Genomic DNA, 21,299 nt, shown 5'->3' on the forward strand with positions numbered 1-21,299 from the left:
CTACGGGCGAACACCCGAGCGCCTTCGAATGCGCCGCCACACCCCCACGCGCCCCCTTCCGCGACGACAGTACGTACGCACATGTCAACACAGCGTAACTTCTCGGGGATTCGTGAGTTGCTTCCGGTATGCCCGTCGCGCTCCCGCGCCCCCGATCCCCCCTCGCCGCCGTACGGCAGTGGTACGAGGACGAGCTGCGCTGGCCGACCACCGGCACGGAGCCGGTGGAGCTGCTGACCGGAGTGCGCTTCGACGCCCTCGACCTGCCCGCCGACGCGGGCCGTGCCGTGCTGGGGCGGGTGGGCCCCACGGGGCCCGTGGCGATCGACCGCGGCGGCTCCGCCGGCCCCCGGATGCTCGTGCTCGTGGCGGCGGGCGCCGCGGAAGAGCTGCCGGAGCTCCTGGAATGGCTGGAATGGGGCTCGCTGGGGCTGGATCTGAGCGCGCGCGGCGCCGGGGACCGGATGCCCGCGCCGTCACCGCCCCCGCCGTCACCGCACGCGTGGTGGCCGTACGGATCCGGCCCTCGGGAGGCCGCGGGGTGGGTGCGGCCTCCCGAGCCGGGATGCGAGGTCGAGTCGACTCTGCCCACCACGGGGACAGGGGCAGGGCGCGGGGGCCGCGGTGATCCCCTCGCGGATCGCCAGGGGCGCGCCCCCGACCTCGTACGACTGGTGAGCGCGGCGGCCACGGAGTGCCACCGTGCCCGTTTGCTGCGCGGTCGTCAGGCTCGAAGACAAACAGATCGCGGGTTCGGCGATCAGCCGTTGGCCTTCTCGAACGCCTCGCGGATGTCCGCGGGCACACGGCCGCGGTCATTGACGTTGTAGCCGTTCTCCTTGGCCCACGCGCGGATCTTCGCGGTGTCCTGGCTGCCTCCGGAAGACGCACGCGCCTTGCCCCGGCCACCGGAACGGCCACCGGTCTTGCGGCCCGCCTTCACGAACTCGGCCAGCGACTCCCGCAGCTTCTGCGCGTTGTCGTCGGACAGGTCGATCTCGTAGGACTTGCCGTCGAGGGCGAACGTCACGGTCTCATGGGCCTCGCCGCCGTTGAGGTCGTCGACAAGAAGAACCTGAACCTTCTGTGCCACCGGTTTCCCTTTCATCGAATGCGGATTACGACGGAAAGCAAACCGCTTTTCCGGGAAAAACACAAACCCCTGGGTAGGGTTCAGTTGCACGACCGTCGGGGAACCCTTGCTTCCACAGCTATGAGATAGGGGCGCGATTCGGACATAGAACGCTGATCACAGGTGCAGAAGCATCCGGCTGTTGCCCAGGGTGTTGGGCTTCACTCGTTCGAGACCGAGGAACTCGGCAACGCCCTCGTCATAGGAACGCAGCAGCTCGCTGTAGACATCGCCGTCGACGGGCGTCTCACCGATCTCCACGAACCCGTGCTTGGCGAAGAAGTCCACTTCGAAGGTGAGGCAGAAAATGCGCCGGACTCCGAGCCGGCCGGCGGTGCTCACCAGCTTGTCGAGGACTTGGTGGCCGACTCCGGTGCCCTTGTGGCGCGGGTCCACCGCCAATGTGCGGACCTCGGCCAGGTCTTCCCACATGACGTGCAGCGCTCCGCAGCCGACGACCTCGGCGTCCGCGTCCCGCTCGGCCACCCAGAACTCCTGGATGTCCTCGTAAAGCGTCACGGTGGCTTTGTCGAGGAGGATGCCGTCCGGCGAGTAGGCGTCGATGAGCCGGCGTACGGCCGGTACATCGCTGGTCCTGGCACGGCGGACGGTGAGTCCAATTGATTGCGGCGGCATGGCGCGACGCTATCGCCCCGAGTCGTCCGATCCCGCCGGGGGTACTTCTGCGGCATCCGCTTCCCCCGCTTCGGCCTGTTCCGGGGGCCCGGCGGGTTCGCGCGCGCGTTCCGCGGCCGGTTCACCGGCGCCTTCTTCGCGGTCCGGCCGCTCCGGCGGCGCGGACGGTTCGCGTTCGGAGTGGCCGGCCTGCGGCGGGGGCGGTGCGGGTTCCGCAGGTTCGTCACCCTGCACCATACGTACGGCATCCCTCAAGGCGTGGCGCTGTTCCGGCGACATCATCCCGAAGAAGGCCACCAGGGCTGCCGCGGGGTTGTCACTTGCGGACCACGCTTCGTTCATCAGTGCGGCCGAGTAGGCGGCACGAGTCGAGACCGCCTCATATCGATAGGCGCGCCCTTCTGCCTCACGGCGCACCCAGCCCTTCTGATGGAGGTTGTCCAATACGGTCATCACCGTCGTGTAGGCGATCGATCGTTCCTTCTGCAGGTCTTCCAGGACTTCCCGAACGGTGACCGGGCGGTTCCACTCCCACACCCGCGTCATGACCGCGTCTTCCAGATCACCCAAGCGTCGTGGCACACCAGCACAATAGTGGGAGATGTCGCGAATGCCGGTTCTTACCCGGTTGATTTACCCCGGAAAAAGGCGATACGGCCCGAGATGCTCAATCTCGGGCCGTACAGGGCGCGTGCGGTTCGCAAGGCCGGCCAGGTTGCCGAACGGGCGGACGAATACCGGAACGGCGGGCCGGAGCCGCGCGGAGGCGGCCGGGACGGGTCCCGGCCGGACCGGTGTCAGGCGCCGTGGGCCTTGGGCTCCTGGCGGGCGCCCTCGGCGCGGGCCAGCGCGGCGTCGACCGCCGCGTCCTCCTTGGACTTGTTCTCGCCGCCCTGGCTCTTCACGATCGTCACGATGAGCGCGACGAACGCCACGGCCATCACCACGGGCGGTACCAGCGCTGCGACGTAATCCATGACCAGGGGCCTCCTTCGGGCGTGAGGCTTCCAGAGTACGCAGCACTCAGGCGGACCGGGCCGCGGGGGGCGGCGCGGGCTTGCGGCGCGGCGGGAACACCTCGCCCGGTGTGGGGACGGGGCGGCCGGGGCGCGGCGCCTTCGGCTGCGGAGACGGCGCGGGCCGCGACGCCGGCTCGGCCTCCGGTTCGCCGGTGGCCCGGCCGCCCGGGAGGGCGCACAGGCGGGCCCGTACGGAGCGTTCGGCCAGGCTTTCGCAGCGGCGCAGCAGGGCGGTGCGGCGCGCGCTCTCGACTGGCCCCTGGCGCCGCGCGCACAGGGCGCGCAGGGCGGCGAGGTCGGCGGGGCCGGGGTCGTAGCCGGCCGCCAGGGCCTCCTGGAGCTGCCCCAGGTAGCCGCTGGCGGAGCCGGGCAGGGCGGCCCGGTAGCGGGCGAGGTCGGCGAGGAGGAAGGCGCGCAGGCGCCCGCCCTCGCGCGCCGCCTCGTCCACCGCCCCGGCCAGCCGCAGGTACTCCTGGACTTCCTGGGCACCCTCGGCGTCGTAACCCGCCGGGGCGTCCTGGGCACCGGTCGTGTGGGGCGTCGGCTGGAGTGCGGCGGCGAGCGCGCGCCGCAGCACGCGCAACTCGTCGGCGCTGAAGGCCATACCGCCGCGGAATCCGTATGGCATAGGCATGTGCCGACCTTACGTCCCCGGCGGACAAAATCCGCTTAACACGATTAGAACGCCGCAAGTGTCGCGGAACCCTCTTTAGCCAACAAAAGCCACTTCAGGCCGACGAGGCGACGTAACGCACTCAACTGGACATATCACTCGGAGAGTCCCGGGGGCAATGGACCGGTCGGCCCCTGTGGCCCCCGTGGCCCCGGTCGAGACGGTCGGTCCCGGTGGCCCGGTGCCCCGCCCGTCCCGTACCGCTCACCCCCGGGTGACGTTGCGCTCGTACACCAGACGCAGCCCGATCAGCGTGAGCCACGGCTCGTGCTCGTCGATGACCGAGGACTCGCCGAGCACCATGGGCGCCAGCCCGCCGGTGGCGATCACCGTCACGTCGTCCGGGTCGTCCGCCAGCTCCCGCGCCATGCGCTGCACGACGCCGTCGACCTGCCCGGCGAAGCCGTACAGGATGCCGGACTGCATGGCCTCGACCGTGTTCTTGCCGATGACGCTGCGCGGCCGGGCCAGTTCGATCTTGCGCAGCTGGGCGCCCTTCACGCCGAGCGCCTCCACCGAGATCTCGATGCCGGGCGCGATCACCCCGCCGACGTACTCGCCGCGCGCGCTGACCGCGTCGAACGTCGTGGCCGTACCGAAGTCGACGACCACGGCCGGGCCGCCGTACAGCTCCACGGCGGCCAGCGCGTTGATGATCCGGTCGGCGCCGACCTCCTTGGGGTTGTCCATGAGGATCGGCACACCCGTCTTGACGCCCGGCTCGACCAGGACGGCCGGCACGTCGCCGTAGTAGCGCCGGGTGACCTCGCGCAGCTCGTGCAGGACGGAGGGCACGGTGGCGCAGATGGCGATGCCCTCGATGCCGTCGCCCAGTTCCTCGCCCAGCAGCGGGTGGGTGCCCATCAGGCCCTGGAGGAGCACGGCGAGTTCGTCGGCCGTCCGGCGGGCGTCGGTGGAGATGCGCCAGTGCTCGACGATCTCCTCACCGTCGAACAGGCCGAGAACGGTGTGCGTGTTGCCTACGTCGATGGTGAGCAGCATCAGCGTCAGCGCTCCTCGCGCAGGTCGAGACCGATGTCGAGGACCGGGGACGAGTGCGTGAGCGCCCCCACGGCCAGGTAGTCGACGCCGGTCTCGGCGTAGGTACGGGCGTTGTCGAGGGCCAGGCGCCCGGAGGACTCCAGGAACGCCTTCCCGGCGACCAGGGCCACCGCCTCGCGCGTCTGCTCGGGCGTGAAGTTGTCCAGCAGGATCAGGTCGGCGCCCTCGGCGAGGATCGGCGGGATCTGGTCCAGCCGGTCGACCTCGACCTCGATCGGCACGCCGGGGAAGCGGGCCCGTACGGCCGTGAACGCCTCGGCCACGCCGCCCGCCGCCACGACGTGGTTGTCCTTGATCAGGGCCGCGTCCGACAGCGACATGCGGTGGTTGACGCCGCCGCCGCAGCGCACCGCGAACTTCTCCAGACTGCGCAGGCCGGGCGTCGTCTTGCGGGTGTCGCGGACCTTGGCGCCGGTGCCCTCCAGGGCGTCGGCCCAGGCGCGGGTGGCGGTGGCGATGCCCGACAGGCGGCACAGCAGGTTCAGGGCGCTGCGCTCGCCGGTGAGCAGGTCGCGGGTGCGGGTGGTGACGCTGAGCAGCGGCTGCCCCGCCTCGACCCGGTCGCCGTCCTCGACGTGCCGTTCGACCTCGAACTCCGTGGTGCACACGAGGGACAGCACGGCCTCGGCGACCCGCAGACCGGCCACCGTGCCCGCCTGTCGGGCGGTGAAGTCGCCGGTGGCTACGGCGTCTTCGGGGACGGTCGCGACGGTGGTGACGTCCACGCCCTGGTCGAGGTCCTCCTCGACGGCCAGGTGGGCGATGTCCTCGACCTGTACGGGGTCCAGGCCGGCGGCGACCAGGAGGGCCGCGAGGTCAGGGTCCAGCCCGCAGGCCAGCGGGTCGAGTTCGTACGTCCCGTCGCCCGCGCCGCAGCCGCAGGAGTCGCCGCAGCCGCCGCCCTCCGGGGCCTCGGCCTCCTGGCCCGGACGGCCGATCTGGTGCAGGGGAAGGTCGTCGGGGGTGCTCACAGGGTCGGCTCCGTTTCGGGCGCGGGTGCGACGGTCGTCGCGGGGAACGCGGCGGTGTCGGTCGTACGGATGTTCAGGGTGTGCGGCGGGCGGTGAGTGACCAGGAAGTGGCGCCGCCAGGTGGTGTCGTCCCGGTCGGCGTGGTCCTCGCGCCAGTGGCAGCCGCGGGTCTCCTCGCGGCTGCGGGCGCTGCTGACCAGCACCCGGGCGACGAGGAGGAGGTTGGTGGCCTCCCAGGCCTCCACGCCGGGCTCGGCGGGCTTGGGGCCTTCGGGCGGGGCGGTGGCGGAGTCCGCTTCGGCGGCGGCGTACGCGGCCGCTTCGGTGGCGGTGCGCTGGAGCCGGATCAGCGCGGTGTACGCCTCGGTGAGGCTGGCCGCGGAGCGCAGCACCCCGGCACCGGCGCTCATGATCCGCTGGATCGCGGGGCGTGCCTCCGGTGCGAGCAGCGGTACGGGATCGGCGGCGGGCGCGACGGCCGGGCCGGGACGGCGGGCGGGCGTCGCCGTGATGTCGTCCGCGATGCGCTCGGCGAAGACCAGTCCCTCCAGAAGGGAGTTGGAGGCCAGCCGGTTGGCGCCGTGCACGCCGGTGCAGGCGACCTCGCCGCACGCGTACAGGCCCGGCACGGTCGTCCGCCCGTACAGGTCGGCGCGTACGCCGCCGGAGGCGTAGTGCGCGGCGGGCGCGACGGGGATCGGCTCGGTGACCGGGTCGATGCCGTGCGCGCGGCAGGCGGCGAGGATGGTCGGGAAGCGCCGCTCCCACATGGCGGCGCCGAAGTGCCGGGCGTCCAGGTACATGTGCTCGGTGCCCTGCTCGTGGGCGCGGCGCATGATGGCCTTGGCGACGATGTCGCGCGGGGCCAGTTCGGCGAGTTCGTGCTGACCGAGCATGAAGCGGGTGCCGTCGGCGTCCACCAGGTGGGCGCCCTCGCCGCGTACCGCTTCCGAGATCAGCGGCTGCTGGCCCTCCGCGTCCGGGCCCAGGTAGAGCACGGTCGGGTGGAACTGGACGAATTCGAGGTCGGAGATCTCGGCGCCGGCGCGCAGCGCGAGGGCGACGCCGTCCCCGGTGGAGACCGCGGGGTTGGTGGTCGCGGAGAAGACCTGGCCCATGCCGCCGGTGGCCAGGACGACCGCGGGGGCGCGCACGGCGCCCACGCCGTCGTGCTGGCCCTCGCCCATCACGTGCAGGGTGACACCTGCCGTGCGGCCGTCGGCGTCCGTGAGCAGGTCGAGGACGAGCGCGTTCTCGATGGTGCGCAGGCCCTGGGCGCGGACGGCTTCCACCAGGGCGCGGGAGATCTCGGCGCCGGTCGCGTCGCCGCCCGCGTGCGCTATGCGGCGGCGGTGGTGCCCGCCTTCGCGGGTGAGGGCTATCTCCTCGCCGCCGGGCGCGGTGTCGAAGCGCGCGCCGGTGGCGATGAGGCGGCGGACGGCGTCCGGGCCTTCGGTGACGAGGGTGCGTACGGCGGCCTCGTCGCACAGGCCGGCGCCCGCGACGAGGGTGTCGTCCAGATGCTGTTCGGGGGTGTCGCCGTCGCCGAGCGCGGCCGCGATGCCGCCCTGGGCCCAGCGCGTGGAGCCGTCGTCCAAGCGGGCCTTGGTCACCACGACGGTACGGCGGCCCTCGGCGGCGCAGCGCAGCGCGGCGGTCAGGCCCGCGACCCCGGAGCCGACCACGACCACGTCGGCCTCGATGGACCAGCCGGGGGCGGGGGCGTGGAGGCGGAGGGCGGGGGCGGGGGTGCCAGCAGGGCCGGTGGGGTTGTTGGTGCCATCGGGGCCGGTGTGGGTGGTGGGGCCGATGTTGGTGTCGTGGCCGTTGGGGCCGGTGCCGGTCATCGGGGCGCTCCGAACGTGAGGCGGATGTTGTCGATGAGGCGGGTGGTGCCGACCTTGGCGGCGACCGCGAGGACCGCCTCCCCCTCGTACGTGTCCGGGACCTCGGTGAAGTCGGACGGATCGACGAGCGCCACGTAGTCGAGCGCGAGCGGCGGGTCGAGGCGGGCGGCGTCCTCCAGGACGATGCGGGCCGCGGCGCGCGCCACCGCGGGGGCGCGCAGCGGGGTGGCGACGGCGTGCGCGAGGGCGTGCGCGTCGGCTGCCGCGCGGTCCTCGCCGAGGGCGGCGAGCGCAGCGGAACGGTCGTGCGCGCGGTGGGCGGTCCGCGCCGCGTGCGAGGCGCGGTCCCGCAGGGCCTCCTCGGCGGCGAGCCGGTCGCGGGCCGCGAACAGGGACCGGGACAGCGCCAGGGCGGTACGGCGCTCCGCGGCGGACAGGTAGCGGTTGCGGCTGGACAGAGCCAGCCCGTCCTCCTCCCGGACGGTGGGGACGCCGACGACCCGTACGCCGAAATTCAGGTCGGCCACCATGCGCTCTATGACGGCCAGTTGCTGCGCGTCCTTCTGCCCGAACAGGGCCACGTCGGGGCGGGTCAGGTGCAGCAGCTTGCCGACGACGGTCAGCACGCCGTCGAAGTGACCCGGCCTGCTGGCTCCCTCCAGGAGGTCGCCCATCGGCCCGGCGGCTATCCGGACCTGCGGCGGCCCGCCCGGGTAGACCTCACCGGCGGGGGGCGCGAAGACGGCGTCCGCACCGGCCTCCCCGGCCAGCGCGAGGTCCGCCTCCAGGGTGCGGGGGTAGCGGTCGAGGTCCTCGCCGGCGCCGAACTGCAAGGGATTGACGAAGACGGTGACGACGACCTGCCCGTCCGGCCCGACCCGGTCGCGGGCGGCGCGGACCAGTGTCGCGTGCCCCTCGTGGAGGGCCCCCATGGTCATGACGACGGCCCGCTGCCCGGAAGGGCCCGTCAGGGCGCGCAGTTCGGCCGCGGTGTGCACCAGGTGGGTGCGCGGGGCGCTCATCGGTCGCCTTCTTCGGGGTGGTCGCCCAGGGGATCGTCGGGGTGGTCGCCGGATTGGCTGTCGGGCCGGTCGCCGGGGGCGCTGTCGGGGCGGTTCTCTGGACGGCCCTCGGGACGGCCTTCTGGGCGGCCTTCTGGGCGGCCGGATTTCTGACCGTCCCGGCCGCCGCTCGCGGCGCCGCCGCCGATGTTCGCCAGGACGCCCAGCAGATCCTCGGCCAGCTCCGGCTTCAGCAGGCCGTGCGCCAGGGCGCGGTCGGCCGTCGTACGGGCCATGGCGAGATACCCCTCGACGCTCTGCGGCGCGTGCTTGCGCAGCTCCGAGACGTGGGCGGCCACGGTGCCCGCGTCACCGCGGGCGACCGGGCCGGTCAGCGCGGCGTCGCCGGAGCGCAGGGCGTTGTCCAGGGCCGCGCCCAGCAGCGGGCCGAGCATCCGGTCGGGCGCGCCGACCCCGGCCTCCCGCAGCAGTTCCATGGCCTGGGCCACCAGCGTGACCAGGTGGTTCGCGCCGATCGCGAGGGCCGCGTGGTAGAGCGGCCGGGCGCCCTCCTCGATCCACTCCGGCTCCCCGCCCATCTCGATGACCAGCGCCTCGGCGGCCATCCGCAGCGGTTCGGGCGCGGTGACCCCGAAGGAGCAGCCGGCCAGCCGCTGCACGTCGACGCGCGTACCGGTGAAGGTCATGGCGGGGTGCAGGGCCAGCGGCAGGGCGCCGGCCCGGGTGGCCGGGTCGAGGACGGCCGTGCCGAACCGCCCCGACGTGTGGACGAGCAGCTGCCCCGGCCGTACGGCGCCGGTCTCGGCGAGGCCCGCGACGAGCCCGGCCAGGGCGTCGTCGGGCACGGTGAGCAGCACCAGATCGGCGCGCTCCAGCACCTCGGACGGGGAGACGATCGGTACGTCGGGGAGCAGCGTCGCCGCGCGCCGTACGGAGGCGTCGGAGACACCGGACACGGCGACCGGCCGGTGCCCGGCGAGCTGCAGCGAAGCGGCGAGGGCGGGCCCGACGCGGCCTGCGCCGACGACTCCGACGGTCAGCCGGGCGGGGCGGTCCTGGGCCTCGGTGGGTGGGGTTGTGTTCACGCGGCGACGGCCTTCCGTTCCAGTCCGCGGGGGGTACCGGACGATTCGTTCGCCATGCTACGCGAGTGTTTCGGGCCGCCTTCAGAGCCGTACGCAAGGTGAGACGGCCATCTCATACCGCGTTTCCGGGGGCGCCTTCGGCGGTGTCCTGAGCGGCGATCTCAGCGGTGGCTGCGGGTGCGGTTCGGGCCGCGGCTGCGGTTCCGGCGTGGCTGCGGCTCCGGCTCCGGCCGTGGCTCCGGCCGTGGCTCCGATGGTTTTCCACAGGCGCGTCGGAGCTGCGTGCGGAGGTTATCCACAGGGGTCGCCGAGGCGGGCGCGGCCCGGCATGGTGGAGGTGGAAACAGAGGCGGAGGAAGGACCGAGGGGAGGGAGGTTCAGCGGCTCGGCCGGGGCGGTGCGTGCGGCCTGCCGGGGGCGGGCGGGGCGTGCGAGCAGCGGGGTGAAGGCGTGGCGTACGGCGCGGCGGAAGCGGCCCAGCGGACGGTCCGCGGGAGCGGTGACCACAGCCCGGAAGCGCAGCCACCCACGGATCTCGCGCAGGGCCTGGACGTGGACGTCACCGGCGCTGGGGAGAACGGGCGCGCTCTCCCCGTGCTGGGCGGCGCGGTAGGCGTCGAGCATGTGCTGCTGGAATGCGTTCATGGGCACCACAGTGGGCCTGCCCGGCGGCGGGTGGCCCGTCGTTTGACAGGAGCCGTCAAACGACGACGCCGCAGGTCGCGGGCTCACGCATGATGGAACGGCAGCGGGGCGGAGTCGGTGCCCGAGGCGGGGGCGCCGTCGGCCCGCAGCCGGTCCGGGCTGTGCGTGGCACTGACTGCGCGTGGGACTGGCTGTGCGGCGGGCTGGCTGTACGGCGGGCTGGCTGTACGGCGGGCTGGCTGTACGGCGGACTGGCTGTACGGCGGACTGGCTGTACGGCGGACTGGACGGCGGGTGCGGCATCGGGTGCCGCACACGGAAACGGGGAGAGGCACATGAGTGTGTGGATCGACATCGCGGGGCTGCCTGCCGAGCGCATCGTGTTCAGCCCTTCGCCGCTCGCGGAGCTGGGTTCCGCCCTGCACGCGCTCGCCGAGCCCGGCCACCACCCCGGCCTGCACGGCTGGACGACCGCGACGGCCGGCGCGCTCAAGCCCGACCTGGCCGACCGGCTGTGCGACGCGGACTTCCTGTGGGGGCCGACGTTCTCCGATGTGTCGATGCCGTTCGCCGCGCTCGCGGACACCGCCGGACAGCCCGGCGCGACACTCGCCGAGGATCTGGACCTGCTCGACCGGCTCGACGACGAGCTGTTCGTGAACGCCGCGCTGGAGATCAACTGCACCAGCGGGTACTGCCGCGGCGGCCCGTCGCCGCTCGTGGACGCCGAGGCCCGCCGGCTGGCGCTGGAGCGGGCCACCGCGCGCGGCCCCCGGCAGGCCGGTTTCGCGCAGCGGCTGCTCGCCGACCCGCCTGCCGTACGGGCCTGGATACGCCGCCTGCTGGAGGACTGCGAGCAGGCCTTCTTCGCGGACGTCTGGCAGCGGGTACGGGTACAGCTCGCCGCGGACGCGCGCCACAAGGCCGAGGTGCTGCGCCACAAGGGCCTGGCCGGGGCGCTGGCCGAGGTATCGCCCGCGGTGACCCTGGACGAGGAGCGGGCCCGCGTCGTCGTCGACAAGATGAGCCATGGTCACGGCACGGCCGTGGAGCCGGCCGCCGGCGCCGGGATCACCCTCGTCCCCACCTCGTTCGGCTGGCCGCACCTGAGCGTGCTCCACGCGAGGGGCTGGCGCCCGGTGATCCACTACCCCGTCGCGGCGCCGGAGCTGGCCGGTCCCGCCTCGGTCGCCCTGGTCGAGTCGCGGCTCGACGCGCTCGCCCACCCGATGCGGATACGTATGTGCCGCTACCTGGCCCGTACCGCCTACAGCACCGGCGAACTGGCCTCCGCGCTCGGCATATCCGCGCCGGAGGTGTCCCGGCACCTCGCCGTCCTCAAGAAGGCCGGGCTGCTCCAGACCCGCCGCCGCGGCCGGTACGTGCTGCACCAACTGGACGTCCGGGTAGTGGCGCGCCTGGGCAGCGACTTCCTGGAAGGAGTACTGCGCTGACGGCCGGACGAGGCGGCCCGCCCCGGCCGGAGCACGCCAATCCCCCGGTCGGCGGCGTCAGTTCTCCTGGAGGAACTTCTTGGCGAGTGCCTCGCCGCGGGACACGGCCTCGCTGTGGCTCTCGATGGGGGACGCCTTGGAGTTCTTGAACAGGATGTAGGTGACGCCGGACTCGGCGCCGCCGGTGGCCGGGTCGGGGTCGATGCCGAGGCCCTTGGCGGCCGCGTACGACGCCTCACCGATGATCTTCTCGGGCCCGGTGTCGCCGACGACCGCGTACTCGACCTTGTTCTTGTAGATGATGGCGACGACGCCACCGCCCTTGATGCCCGCCGACTCGAAGTTCCAGATGCCGCTGACCGAGGGGACGACGACGTACGGCAGCTTCTCGGCGTTCAGCGGCTTGCCGTCGGACTGGTGGTAGCGGGTGTCGTCCTGGAACCAGGGGTCGGTGTCCTTGTTGCACTTGGCCGTGACCTGACCGTCGCAGTCGATGTCCATATCCGCCTTCCAGAACACGGCGTTCTTCTTGCCGCAGACCGGGACGGTCGCCGATGTCTCCTCGTCGGTGCGGTACTTGCCGTTGGATATCTGCGAACAGTTCGTGACCTTGGCGAGCAGGTCGGCGGCGCTGACCGAGCCCTCGGTCACGCCCGGACGGCTCGCGGCGTTCGCGGCGGCCGTGGGGGCGGTGGGCTGGGCGGTGGCGGGCAGCGCGGCGGCGGCGAGCAGCGCGGTTCCGGCGGCGGTGGCCAGGGCGAAGGTTCGTCTGCGCACAGGAGGGCCCCTCTGTTAGGAAAGTTTCCTTACCGAGCGCGCCCAATCTCCTCCGCTCCCCCACTCCCGTCAACCCCGCCTCACACGCAACTCGCGCCACCACAGCACCTGTTCGACAACCGTTCGGCACGGGTTCGGCGCGGCTTCGGCACCACCTCGGCGCCCGGAATCCGCTCCCCGGAATCCGCTCCCCGAAAGCCGCTCCCCGATTTCCGCCCGGGATCAGACCACCCCCGCATCAGACCGCCTCCCGATCTCCTCCCCGGATCGGACCGCCCCCGATTTCCGCCCCGGATCAGACCGCTTCCGCCTCGACGATCGAGGTCAGCGACGGGGTCGGCACGATGCCGCGCAGCCGGAACCCCGAGCGGGTCAGCAGGCCCTCGAACTCCGCGGCCGTACGCTCACGCCCCCGCAGCATCATGAGCATCACGATGTCCAGCGCGACAGCCGGGTCCGGGGTGCCGTCGGCGGGGAGCACCGCGTCGATCACGAGCAGCCGGGTGCCGGGGGCCATGGCCCGCCGCACGGTGGCGAGGATGCGCAGGCAGTCCGCGTCGGGCCAGTCGTGCAGGATGTTCTTGAGCAGGTACAGGTCCCCGCCCTCCGGTACGGCCGCGAACAGGTCCCCGCCTTCGGTGCGCCAACGCCCCGCCGTCTCCCCGGAGTCGAGCAGGTGGTCGGCGAGCGTTTCGGGCCGCTCGAAGAGCACCCCGGTCAGGCCCGGCGACCGGGTGAGCACCTCGCGGAGCAGCCCGCCCCGGCCCCCGGCCACGTCGACGACGGTCCCCCGGTCCGGGAACGAGTAGCTGCCGGCGACCTGCGCGTTCACGCCGTCGGTGAGCGAACTGATGGCGGTGTCGAAGAGGCGGCCCGCGTCGGGCGCCGCGACCAGGTACTCGAAGAAAGGGGCTCCGTACGCGGCCTCGAAGCCGGGCTCGCCGGTGTGCAGGGTGTCCGTCAGCCCCTCGGCGGACCGGCGGTACATCACGTCGGTGAACAGCAGGACGGCGGCGCGCCGGGAGTTCGGCACCCCCGCACGCAGGGCCTCGCTGCCCTCCGTCAGAGCAAACGTTCCGCCCGCGTCCTCGCGGAACAGTCCGCGCGCGGCGAGCAGCCGCAGGACGCGGTACAGCGGACCCGCCTGGGTCCTGGACCGCGCGGCCAGGTCCACGGCGGACCGTGGCCCGCCCGCCAGGAGGTCCGGGATGCCGTGCAGGACGACGGCGCGCAGTGCGGACGCGTAGATGTGGCCGTACATGAGGTCGTGCAACGGCGACGCGGGAAGGTGCGGGTGGTTGCCGGGGGACGGGTGGGCGGGGGAGGCTGCCATGGCGGTACTCCTGCCGTCGGGCGGTGATTCCACGCCCAATATTGTCGGCGTTTTATGCCATAAGGGGCGGGTTTCAGCGGATATGCAGAACGGCCGGGCGGGCGCCGAACGCCGTACCCGGCCGCCACTTTCCGAGACCACAGACCACAGACCACAGACCGACGACCACCGACCGACGGCCACCGACCACCGACCACCGACCACCGACCACCGACCACCGACCGACGACCGCTGTTCCGGGCCCCTGCCCCGAGCCCCCGTCCCGGACGCCCCTACGCCCCCGCGCCGCCCCCGGCCCGTACGAGGCCCGTCTCGTAGGCGAGCACCACCGCCTGCACCCGGTCGCGCAGCTCCAGCTTCGTGAGGATACGGCCCACATGCGTCTTGACCGTGGCCTCCGAGAGCACCAGTTGGGCGGCGATCTCACCGTTCGACAGGCCTTGCGCGACGAGCAGCAGCACCTCCCGCTCTCGCTCGGTGAGCCGTCCGATCTCCGGGCGGACCGGCTCGGCGGTCGTCGGCAGCATCGGCGTGAAACGGTCGAGCAGCCGGCGCGTGGTGGAGGGCGCGACCACCGCGTCCCCGCTCTGCACCGCGCGGATCGCGGCCAGCAGTTCGCTCGGCGGCACGTCCTTGAGCATGAAGCCGCTGGCCCCCGCCTTGAGCGCGGAGAAGGCGTATTCGTCCAGGTCGAAGGTGGTCAGGATGAGCACCTTCGGCGCGCCCTCCTGCTGCTGGCCCGCGCAGATCCGGCGGGTGGTCTCCACGCCGTCCAGGTGCGGCATCCGCACGTCCATCAGGATCACGTCGACCTTGGTGGACCGGAGCACCTCCAGCGCCTCCACCCCGTCACCGGCCTCGGCGACGACCTCCATATCGGGCTGTGCGGCCAGCACCATGCGGAATCCGGTGCGCAGCAGCACCTGGTCGTCGACGAGCATCACGCGGACAGTCATGGCAGGAGGTCCCTTTCAACGGCGTGCGGGCGAGTGGCGGGGCCGGTGGTCCCGGCACCGGAGGCCGGCCGTCGGCGGCGCGGCAACAGGGTACGTACGGGAGCGGGCGGGAGGGGTGGGAGGGGGCGAGAGCGTACGGAAGGGGGTGAGGGCGGGCCACGGCGGACGGCAGACGGCAGACGGCAGACGGCAGACGGCAGACGGCAGCAGACGACCAACGGACAGGAGAGCCCCATGGCAACCGATAGCAGCCGATATCGACTGATCCGGCCGATAGCAGCCGACGACCGCCACCAAAACCGCCTCACTGCCCCGACTTGAGCGGCAGCACCGCGCTGATCCGGAAGCCTCCCCCCGGCCGCGGCCCCGCGTCCAGGCTGCCGCCGACCATGCCGACGCGTTCACGCATGCCGATGAGTCCGTGGCCGAGGCCGTCCGCCCCGCCGCCCGAGTACAGCTCGTGCTGGGCGCCCCGGCCGTCGTCCTCCACCAGCAGGTCCAGTTCGCTGTCCTGGTAGGAGAGGCGGACCGTGGCGCCGACGTCCGGGCCGCCGTGCTTGCGGGTGTTCGTCAGCGCCTCCTGCACGATGCGGTACGCGGTGAGTTCGACGCTGCTGGGCAGCGGGCGCGGTTCGCCCGCCACCCGGAAGTCGACCGGCAGTCCGGCCCCCCGCACCTGGTCGATCAGGTCCGCGAGCTGCTCGACACCGGGCTGCGGCACGTACTCGCCGCTCTCGGGCTGTTCGCCGGTGCGCAGCACGCCGAGCAGGCGGCGCATCTCGGCGAGTGCCTGCCGGCCGGTGCCGGAGATCGTCTCCAGCGCCTGCTTGGCCTGTTCGGGCGCGGCGTCCAGGACGTACGCGGCGCCGTCGGCCTGGACGACCATCACGGACACGTTGTGCGCGACGACGTCGTGCAGCTCGCGGGCGATACGGGCACGCTCGGCGGCCACCGCGATCCGCGACTGCGCCTCGCGCTCCTTCTCCAGGCGGTCGGCCTTCTCCTGCAGCTGGGCCCAGTACGCGCGACGGGTACGGATCGAGTCGCCGAGCACCCACGCCAGCACGAAAGGCACGGTGAGCAGGCCCATGACGAACAGCCCTTCCCACAGGCTGCGGGGCGGGGCCTCGCCCTTGCCGTAGCGGGCGGCGTAGAGCGTCGGGCCGATCAGGGAGCCGACGAGGGCGACGCGCGAGGCCCAGCGTTCGGAGCCGGAGGCGGCCGTATAGATGATCACCAGTATCGCGAAGTCGGCCAGGTTGGGCTGCAGGGCGAAGGCGACCTGGCAGAGCCCGACCAGGACCGCCAGCAGCAGCATCTTCCCGGGCACCTTGCGCCGCAGCGCGACGACGAGACACAGCCCGACGACGACGAGAATCTCGGCGACCGTCCGCAGATCGCTCTGCGCATCCGCCGACGCCACCAGCACCAGGCTGTTGAACCCGAACAGGAGGACGGCCCAGAAAGTGTCCACCCCTGTCGGGTGCCTGCGGAAGAAGTCGTAGAGACGCTGCACGTCACCCAGCGTAGGCAGGGCGTATGAGTGTACGGGTCAACCGGACGGGCGATCCTGGAGGACGGGAGTACTCCGCAAGGTGGAGACAGGCCTGCCACCGGGGTCCGGGACCGTGTCCGGCGGGCGGGACCGGGGCGGAATCCGGGCGGGATCGAGAGCGGGATCGGGGGCGGCTCCTCGGCGTTCGCCGCCGTTCGCGTCCGCGTACCGCACCACGGTGCGCCCGCGTACCGTGGTGCGGTGACACACGACTGGTGCGGCTGGCGGGACGCGACGGAGCGGGCGCTGTACGGCCCCGGCGGCTTCTACACCTGTGGCGACGGGCCGGGCCCCGCCGGTCACTTCCGTACCTCCGTGCATGTGTCGCCCCTCTACGCCGGGGCGCTGGCGACGTTGCTGTGCCGCGTCGACGCGTCCCTGGGCGGTCCGGCGGAGCTGGCGCTGGTGGACGTGGGCGCCGGGCGTGGCGAACTGCTGACGGGGGTGCTCGCGGCGCTTCCCGAGCCGGTGCGGGCCCGCGTGCGCCCGTACGCCGTCGAACGCGCCCCCCGGCCCGCCGGTCTCGACGACCGCGTCACCTGGCTCGCGGAGCTGCCCGCGCCCGGCTCCCTGACGGGCCTGCTCTTCGCCAACGAGTGGCTCGACAACGTGCCCGTCGACGTCGCGGAGACCGACGGGTCCGGCGTGCCCAGGTACGTACTGGTCCGGCCGGACGGCACCGAGCGGCTCGGCGACCCGGTCACCGGCGCGGACGCCGACTGGCTCGCCCGGTGGTGGCCCATGTCCCCGGTCTCCGGCAAGGGCCCCGGCCCGGGCGGGGCCTCGGACTCCGGCGAGGTCCCCGGCCCGACCCCGACCCCGGTCCCCGGTACGGACTCCGCCCCCGGCTCGGCCGCCCACCCCGCCCCTCCCGGGCTGCGCGCCGAGATCGGCCGCCCGCGCGACGCGGCCTGGTCCCGCGCCGTACGCACCCTGCGCGCCGGACTCGCCGCCACCGCCGACTACGCGCACACCCGCGACGCCCGTCCGCCCTACGGCACCCTCACCGGCTTCCGCGAGGGCCGCGAGGTCCGCCCCGTGCCGGACGGCAGCTGCGACATCACCGCCCACGTCGCCCTGGACGCCTGCGCGCGCCCCGGCGCCGAACACCTCAGCCAGCGACAGGCGCTGCACGCCCTCGGCGTCGACGGCAGCCGCCCGCCGCTCGCCCTCGCGTCCAGCGACCCGGCCGCCTACGTACGGGCCCTCGCCTCGGCGGGCGCGGCGGCGGAACTGACCGATCCGGCGGGTCTGGGCTCCTTCGGCTGGCTCCTGCAACCGGTCGGCGGCAGCTGTACGGGCCTGCTCGCCCGGTGACCGGCCGATCCCCCACCACCGACCGCCGCCTTCCCCCGCCGGGCCGAACTGCGAGACTGTCCCCATGACGGAGACCACGGTCGGCATCGGCGGCGCGGCGGAGAGCACCGACATGGTGCTGAACATCGGCCCGCAGCACCCCTCCACGCACGGCGTGCTGCGGCTGCGCCTCGTCCTGGACGGCGAGCGCATCCAGCACGCCGAACCCGTGATCGGCTACATGCACCGCGGCGCCGAGAAGCTCTTCGAGGCGCGCGACTACCGCCAGATCATCATGCTCGCCAACCGTCACGACTGGCTGTCGGCCTTCTCCAACGAGTTGGGCGTCGTCCTCGGCGTGGAGCGGATGCTCGGCATGGAGGTGCCCGAGCGCGCCGTGTGGACCCGTACGCTGCTCGCCGAGCTGAACCGGGTCCTCAACCACCTGATGTTCCTCGGCTCCTACCCCCTGGAACTGGGCGGCATCACGCCCGTCTTCCACGCCTTCCGCGAGCGCGAAGAGCTCCAGAACGTGATGGAGGAGATCTCCGGCGGCCGGATGCACTACATGTTCAACCGCGTCGGCGGCCTCAAGGAGGACCTGCCGGCCGGCTGGCTCGGCCGCGCCCGGCACGCCGTCCGCGAGGTCCGCTCCCGGATGGACGTCTTCGACCGGCTCGTCCTGGGCAACGAGATCTTCCGGGGCCGCACCCGCGGCATCGGCGTACTGAGCCGCGAGGCGGTGCACGGCTACGGCGTCTCCGGGCCGATCGCCCGTGCCTCCGGCGTCGACTTCGACCTGCGCCGCGACGAGCCGTACCTCGCCTACGCCGGCCTCCAGGACACCCTGAAGGTGGTGACCCGCGAGGAGGGCGACTGCCTGGCCCGCTTCGAATGCCTCCTGGACCAGACGCACAACTCCCTGGATCTGGCGGACGCCTGCCTGGACCGGATCGCCGACCTGCCGCCGGGCCCGATCAACCAGCGCCTGCCGAAGGTCCTCAAGGCTCCCGAGGGCGCCACGTACGCCTGGACCGAGAACCCCCTCGGCATCAACGGCTACTACCTGGTCTCCAAGGGAGAGAAGACCCCGTACCGCCTCAAGCTGCGCTCCGCGTCGTACAACAACATCCAGGCGCTGACCGAACTGCTGCCGGGGACGCTCGTCGCCGACATGGTCGCGATCCTGGGGTCGCTGTTCTTCGTGGTCGGCGACATCGACAAGTAGCGCGGCGAAGCGGCAAGCGGCAGGGCGAAGCGGCGGGGTGGCCGGAAAGGCCCTACGTCCGCGGCTTCGGGCCCTCCCGGTGCCACGCGGTGACGCCCAGCTTGCCGGTGCTGCCGAGGTCGATCAGCTCACGGACCACCTGCGGGCGACCGCCGCCCTCGGCGGGTGTGAGGGACAGGAACGCGCCGTTCACGGCGGAGCCCGTCACGTCCGTCACGCGGTTGCGCCACATCAGTACGGCCCTGGCCTGCTCGCCCGGCTTGAGCGTCAGCGGCTCGGGGCCGATGTCGTCCACGATGTCCGAGCCGTGGCTGATCTTCACGTCCAGGGGCTTGCGGCTCTCGTCGAGGACCCGGACGCCCGCGTAGCCGTTCACCTTGTACGGGCGGGTGCCGCAGTTGGTCAGGGTGATGCCCATCGCGCGGGTGCCCATCGCGGCGTTCACCGGCAGGCCCTTGATGACGACGCCGTCCTCGGGGCAGGCCGGCGCGGTCGCGGACGGCTTGGGCGTGGGCTTCGCCTCCTGCGCCTTCGGCTCGGGCCCCGCCGAACAGCCGACGGCGGCGAGCGCCACGAAGCCGAGCGCGGCCGCCAGCGCCGTCCGCGGCGCCGGTCCGCCGGCTCTCCCGGTGACTGTTCCGGTCACTGCCCCACCCCGCTGTCCGCCCCGGCGCCCGGCCGCCCACGTACGGGTACGGGTCGGGCACGGCACGCTCTGATCAAGTCGGCCGCCAGCGTACCCGTACGAAAACGGCGCCGATCCGAACGCACCCGCCCCGCGCCGCCCCGGACTCCGGCCTCCGTCCGCCTCCCTCCGCACCGGCCCAGACTCCGGCCTCCGTCCTCTCCCCTGCACCGCGGCCACCCGCACGCCGTCCGCCAGGCGGGAGTGGTTGCGATACGGCGGTGCGCCCGGCGGTGGGACGTTCACCTGCCGATGGGCAGGGTCCGGGTCCCACTGCCGGGCGCACCGTCCCGGAAAGCGTCGCGAGTCAGGACGAAACGGCGCTGCGCAGCTCCGCCATGTCGATCTGCTCGGTCTCGTCGTGCGCGGTCAGGTCGATGACCTCACCGCTGCCGCCCTCCACGTCCGCGGCCTCGGCGCCCTCGGCCTCGGCAGCCGCGGCCTCCGCAGCTCCGGCCTCGGCGGTCTTGGCGTCGGCCGCAGCGGCCTTCGGCTCGCGGGACTTGCCCTCGCCGGACTTGCCTTCGCCGGACTTGCTCTCTCCGGGCTCGGCACCGTCGGGCTTCGTCGCGCCGAGCTTCGTCCCGCCGGGCTTCGTCCCGTCGGTCGTACGGGCCCGGCCGAGCGCGGACTGTTCGGCGACCGCCTCGTCGCCGACCACGTCGGCCAGGTCTTCCTCCTCCAGCTGCCGGGCCGGCTTCGGCCGCCGCGTCACGGTCGACGGCACTCCGGTGCCCGGCCCGCCCTGCGGCGCCGCACTCGGTACGGCGCCGGTGCCCGTGGCCGTACCGAAGAAGTCGAAGCCGCCCTGCACACGGGAGGCGGGCAGACGCTGGGCCCGTACGGGCGCGACGACGGACGCGGCAGCCGGCGGCACCGGACGCAGTCCGGACGCCGCCCCCGCAGTCCGCTGCCCGGCTTCCTCCCCGGCCGCCTCCTGCCCGCTCGCCTGCCCGGCTTCGCGCCCAGTGGGAGCCGTACGGGCAGAGTCCGACTGCGCAACGGAACCCGACTGCCCGACGGAGCCCGACCCACCGACGGACTGGGCGGCGTCGGCAGACTCGGCATCGGCGGACTCGGCAACGCCGCTCTCCGGGACAGCGGCGGCCGAACCCGGGGGCGTCGGAACCGGGGACTCCGAATCCGGAATTCCCGAAGCGGGAGGCTCCGAAGCGGGAGGCTCCGGAACAGCGGAATTCGAGGCGGCGGAGCGCGAGGGGGCAGCCTTCCCGGCCGCGGGCTCCTGGGACGCGGACTGCGGGGCGGCGGCCGTACGGGGGCGGCCTTGCGCGGCCGGGCTCTCCGTGGCCGCCACGGGATTCCCCTGGCCGTCCTCACCGTCCCGGGCCTGTGCACGCTCGGCCTGGCGGGCCGCGTTGCGCGGCAGCCGGCGCAGCGCCTCCGCCGCCCGGTGGTACATCCCCGCGGTGAGCACGCCCGGCACGTTCCCGTCCAGGTCGGCCGCGGTCCCGGACGTCAGCTCCCGGGCGGGCGCACCGGCCTCGATCGCGAGCAGCCGGCGGCCCTCCAGGGCGCTGGCGCGCTCGGTCTCGGCGGTGGCGTAGCGGCGCAGCAGCTCCGCGTGCTCGCTGCGCAGCCGGGCCAGCTCGGCCCGCTTGGACCGCAGCTTGGTGTCCAGCTTGCCGCGTATCTCGCGGGACTCCTCAAGATCCGTTTCGAGCTCGGCTATGCGTTCATCGGTCTTCCACTCGTCCCGCACCCGGGCGCTGTTCAGCTCGGCGACGCTCCTGCCCGCCGTACGGTCCCAGGTGCGCAGCAGTACGGAACCGGTGACCGCGGCAGCGGCCGCGCCCGTGGCGAGCACGCGCTGCACCAGGTCATCACCGACGAACCAGGCGCCCGAGGCGCAGGCGATGGACGCACCGGCGACCGTCACTGGGGGAAGAAGCCGGTGCAGGGGTG

General features: G+C 73.2%; 21 protein-coding genes. 4 read left to right on the plus strand and 17 right to left on the minus strand.

Annotated elements, in window-relative coordinates; genetic code table 11:
• The first annotated feature begins 128 nt into the window (after positions 1-128).
• Complete coding sequence (locus tag ACFV57_RS09235) at positions 129-830, plus strand: SCO3374 family protein (RefSeq protein ID WP_385227645.1); 702 nt, start codon at positions 129-131, stop codon at positions 828-830.
• Here the strand turns inward: ACFV57_RS09235 and ACFV57_RS09240 are convergent.
• The 11 genes from ACFV57_RS09240 to ACFV57_RS09290 all read right to left on the minus strand — a co-directional run bounded on the left by ACFV57_RS09240 (position 761) and on the right by ACFV57_RS09290 (position 10,092).
• Positions 761-1,093, minus strand: a complete 333-nt coding sequence (locus tag ACFV57_RS09240; protein WP_385228046.1) for an Lsr2 family protein — start codon at positions 1,091-1,093, stop codon at positions 761-763. The two genes, ACFV57_RS09235 and ACFV57_RS09240, sit on opposite strands and share 70 nt — an antisense overlap.
• A 156-nt stretch (positions 1,094-1,249) precedes the next feature.
• Positions 1,250-1,768 (minus strand): amino-acid N-acetyltransferase, encoded by a 519-nt coding sequence (locus ACFV57_RS09245; protein WP_385227648.1) that lies wholly within the window; start codon positions 1,766-1,768, stop codon positions 1,250-1,252.
• Between the two features lie 9 nt (positions 1,769-1,777).
• A complete protein-coding gene (locus ACFV57_RS09250) occupies positions 1,778-2,314 on the minus strand; it encodes a BlaI/MecI/CopY family transcriptional regulator (RefSeq protein ID WP_385228049.1) in 537 nt (178 codons plus the stop codon).
• Positions 2,315-2,565: 251 nt separating this feature from the next.
• Positions 2,566-2,745, minus strand: a complete 180-nt coding sequence (locus ACFV57_RS09255; RefSeq protein ID WP_003982975.1) for a hypothetical protein — start codon at positions 2,743-2,745, stop codon at positions 2,566-2,568.
• Between the two features lie 46 nt (positions 2,746-2,791).
• Entirely contained in the window at positions 2,792-3,421 is a 630-nt protein-coding gene (locus ACFV57_RS09260) for a hypothetical protein (protein WP_385227651.1), read from the minus strand.
• Positions 3,422-3,664: 243 nt separating this feature from the next.
• Positions 3,665-4,462 carry a type III pantothenate kinase gene (locus ACFV57_RS09265; protein WP_385227654.1) on the minus strand — a complete coding sequence of 266 codons (798 nt, stop codon included), beginning with the start codon at positions 4,460-4,462 and terminating at the stop codon, positions 3,665-3,667.
• A gap of 5 nt (positions 4,463-4,467) precedes the next feature.
• Entirely contained in the window at positions 4,468-5,493 is a 1,026-nt protein-coding gene (gene nadC, locus ACFV57_RS09270) for a carboxylating nicotinate-nucleotide diphosphorylase (RefSeq protein WP_385227657.1), read from the minus strand.
• Entirely contained in the window at positions 5,490-7,340 is a 1,851-nt protein-coding gene (locus tag ACFV57_RS09275) for an L-aspartate oxidase (protein ID WP_385227659.1), read from the minus strand. The genes nadC and ACFV57_RS09275 overlap by 4 nt, the downstream gene beginning before the upstream one ends.
• Positions 7,337-8,362, minus strand: a complete 1,026-nt coding sequence (gene panC, locus ACFV57_RS09280) for a pantoate--beta-alanine ligase (protein WP_385227662.1) — start codon at positions 8,360-8,362, stop codon at positions 7,337-7,339. The genes ACFV57_RS09275 and panC overlap by 4 nt, the downstream gene beginning before the upstream one ends.
• Entirely contained in the window at positions 8,359-9,447 is a 1,089-nt protein-coding gene (locus ACFV57_RS09285) for a Rossmann-like and DUF2520 domain-containing protein (RefSeq protein WP_385227665.1), read from the minus strand. Before ACFV57_RS09285 ends, panC begins: the two co-directional genes overlap by 4 nt.
• Positions 9,448-9,738: 291 nt before the next feature.
• On the minus strand, positions 9,739-10,092 hold the full coding sequence (locus ACFV57_RS09290; protein ID WP_385227668.1) for a hypothetical protein: 354 nt from the start codon (positions 10,090-10,092) through the stop codon (positions 9,739-9,741).
• 341 nt (positions 10,093-10,433) lie between these two features.
• On the opposite strand from ACFV57_RS09290, the gene ACFV57_RS09295 reads away from it, so the two are divergent.
• Positions 10,434-11,546 carry a DUF5937 family protein gene (locus tag ACFV57_RS09295; RefSeq protein WP_385228052.1) on the plus strand — a complete coding sequence of 371 codons (1,113 nt, stop codon included), beginning with the start codon at positions 10,434-10,436 and terminating at the stop codon, positions 11,544-11,546.
• A gap of 57 nt (positions 11,547-11,603) precedes the next feature.
• Here ACFV57_RS09295 and ACFV57_RS09300 read toward each other — a convergent pair whose 3' ends face one another.
• From ACFV57_RS09300 to ACFV57_RS09315, 4 genes are all read right to left on the minus strand, one after another.
• Entirely contained in the window at positions 11,604-12,323 is a 720-nt protein-coding gene (locus ACFV57_RS09300; RefSeq protein ID WP_385227671.1) for a glycoside hydrolase family 75 protein, read from the minus strand.
• Between the two features lie 295 nt (positions 12,324-12,618).
• Positions 12,619-13,656, minus strand: a complete 1,038-nt coding sequence (locus tag ACFV57_RS09305; protein WP_385227674.1) for a methyltransferase — start codon at positions 13,654-13,656, stop codon at positions 12,619-12,621.
• A gap of 272 nt (positions 13,657-13,928) precedes the next feature.
• Positions 13,929-14,612, minus strand: coding sequence for a response regulator (locus ACFV57_RS09310; protein WP_385227677.1), 684 nt, complete (start codon positions 14,610-14,612; stop codon positions 13,929-13,931).
• A 304-nt stretch (positions 14,613-14,916) separates the two neighbouring features.
• Complete coding sequence (locus ACFV57_RS09315; RefSeq protein WP_385227680.1) at positions 14,917-16,128, minus strand: sensor histidine kinase; 1,212 nt, start codon at positions 16,126-16,128, stop codon at positions 14,917-14,919.
• Between the two features lie 240 nt (positions 16,129-16,368).
• On the opposite strand from ACFV57_RS09315, the gene ACFV57_RS09320 reads away from it, so the two are divergent.
• Both ACFV57_RS09320 and ACFV57_RS09325 read left to right on the plus strand, forming a co-directional pair.
• A complete protein-coding gene (locus tag ACFV57_RS09320; protein ID WP_385227683.1) occupies positions 16,369-17,484 on the plus strand; it encodes an SAM-dependent methyltransferase in 1,116 nt (371 codons plus the stop codon).
• 64 nt (positions 17,485-17,548) lie between these two features.
• On the plus strand, positions 17,549-18,691 hold the full coding sequence (locus ACFV57_RS09325; RefSeq protein WP_385227686.1) for an NADH-quinone oxidoreductase subunit D: 1,143 nt from the start codon (positions 17,549-17,551) through the stop codon (positions 18,689-18,691).
• Between the two features lie 52 nt (positions 18,692-18,743).
• Here ACFV57_RS09325 and ACFV57_RS09330 read toward each other — a convergent pair whose 3' ends face one another.
• Together ACFV57_RS09330 and ACFV57_RS09335 are read right to left on the minus strand one after the other, a co-directional pair.
• Entirely contained in the window at positions 18,744-19,337 is a 594-nt protein-coding gene (locus ACFV57_RS09330) for a DUF4232 domain-containing protein (protein ID WP_385227689.1), read from the minus strand.
• A gap of 346 nt (positions 19,338-19,683) precedes the next feature.
• Positions 19,684-21,273 carry a hypothetical protein gene (locus ACFV57_RS09335; RefSeq protein WP_385227691.1) on the minus strand — a complete coding sequence of 530 codons (1,590 nt, stop codon included), beginning with the start codon at positions 21,271-21,273 and terminating at the stop codon, positions 19,684-19,686.
• Positions 21,274-21,299: the final 26 nt, after the last annotated feature.

The sequence above is a fragment of the Streptomyces sp. NPDC059788 genome (assembly GCF_042732265.1).
GTDB lineage: Bacteria > Actinomycetota > Actinomycetes > Streptomycetales > Streptomycetaceae > Streptomyces.

What these genes read in the sequence shown, in the direction of transcription:
- ACFV57_RS09235 (WP_385227645.1), top strand. Translation starts at nt 129, where the DNA reads ATGCCCGTCGCGCTCCCGCGCCCCCGATCCCCCCTCGCCGCCGTACGG.
- ACFV57_RS09245 (WP_385227648.1), bottom strand. Translation starts at nt 1,768, where the DNA reads ATGCCGCCGCAATCAATTGGACTCACCGTCCGCCGTGCCAGGACCAGC.
- ACFV57_RS09250 (WP_385228049.1), bottom strand. Translation starts at nt 2,314, where the DNA reads ATGACGCGGGTGTGGGAGTGGAACCGCCCGGTCACCGTTCGGGAAGTC.
- ACFV57_RS09255 (WP_003982975.1), bottom strand. Translation starts at nt 2,745, where the DNA reads ATGGATTACGTCGCAGCGCTGGTACCGCCCGTGGTGATGGCCGTGGCG.
- ACFV57_RS09260 (WP_385227651.1), bottom strand. Translation starts at nt 3,421, where the DNA reads ATGCCTATGCCATACGGATTCCGCGGCGGTATGGCCTTCAGCGCCGAC.
- ACFV57_RS09265 (WP_385227654.1), bottom strand. Translation starts at nt 4,462, where the DNA reads ATGCTGCTCACCATCGACGTAGGCAACACGCACACCGTTCTCGGCCTG.
- ACFV57_RS09275 (WP_385227659.1), bottom strand. Translation starts at nt 7,340, where the DNA reads ATGACCGGCACCGGCCCCAACGGCCACGACACCAACATCGGCCCCACC.
- panC (WP_385227662.1), bottom strand. Translation starts at nt 8,362, where the DNA reads ATGAGCGCCCCGCGCACCCACCTGGTGCACACCGCGGCCGAACTGCGC.
- ACFV57_RS09290 (WP_385227668.1), bottom strand. Translation starts at nt 10,092, where the DNA reads ATGAACGCATTCCAGCAGCACATGCTCGACGCCTACCGCGCCGCCCAG.
- ACFV57_RS09305 (WP_385227674.1), bottom strand. Translation starts at nt 13,656, where the DNA reads ATGGCAGCCTCCCCCGCCCACCCGTCCCCCGGCAACCACCCGCACCTT.
- ACFV57_RS09310 (WP_385227677.1), bottom strand. Translation starts at nt 14,612, where the DNA reads ATGACTGTCCGCGTGATGCTCGTCGACGACCAGGTGCTGCTGCGCACC.
- ACFV57_RS09325 (WP_385227686.1), top strand. Translation starts at nt 17,549, where the DNA reads ATGACGGAGACCACGGTCGGCATCGGCGGCGCGGCGGAGAGCACCGAC.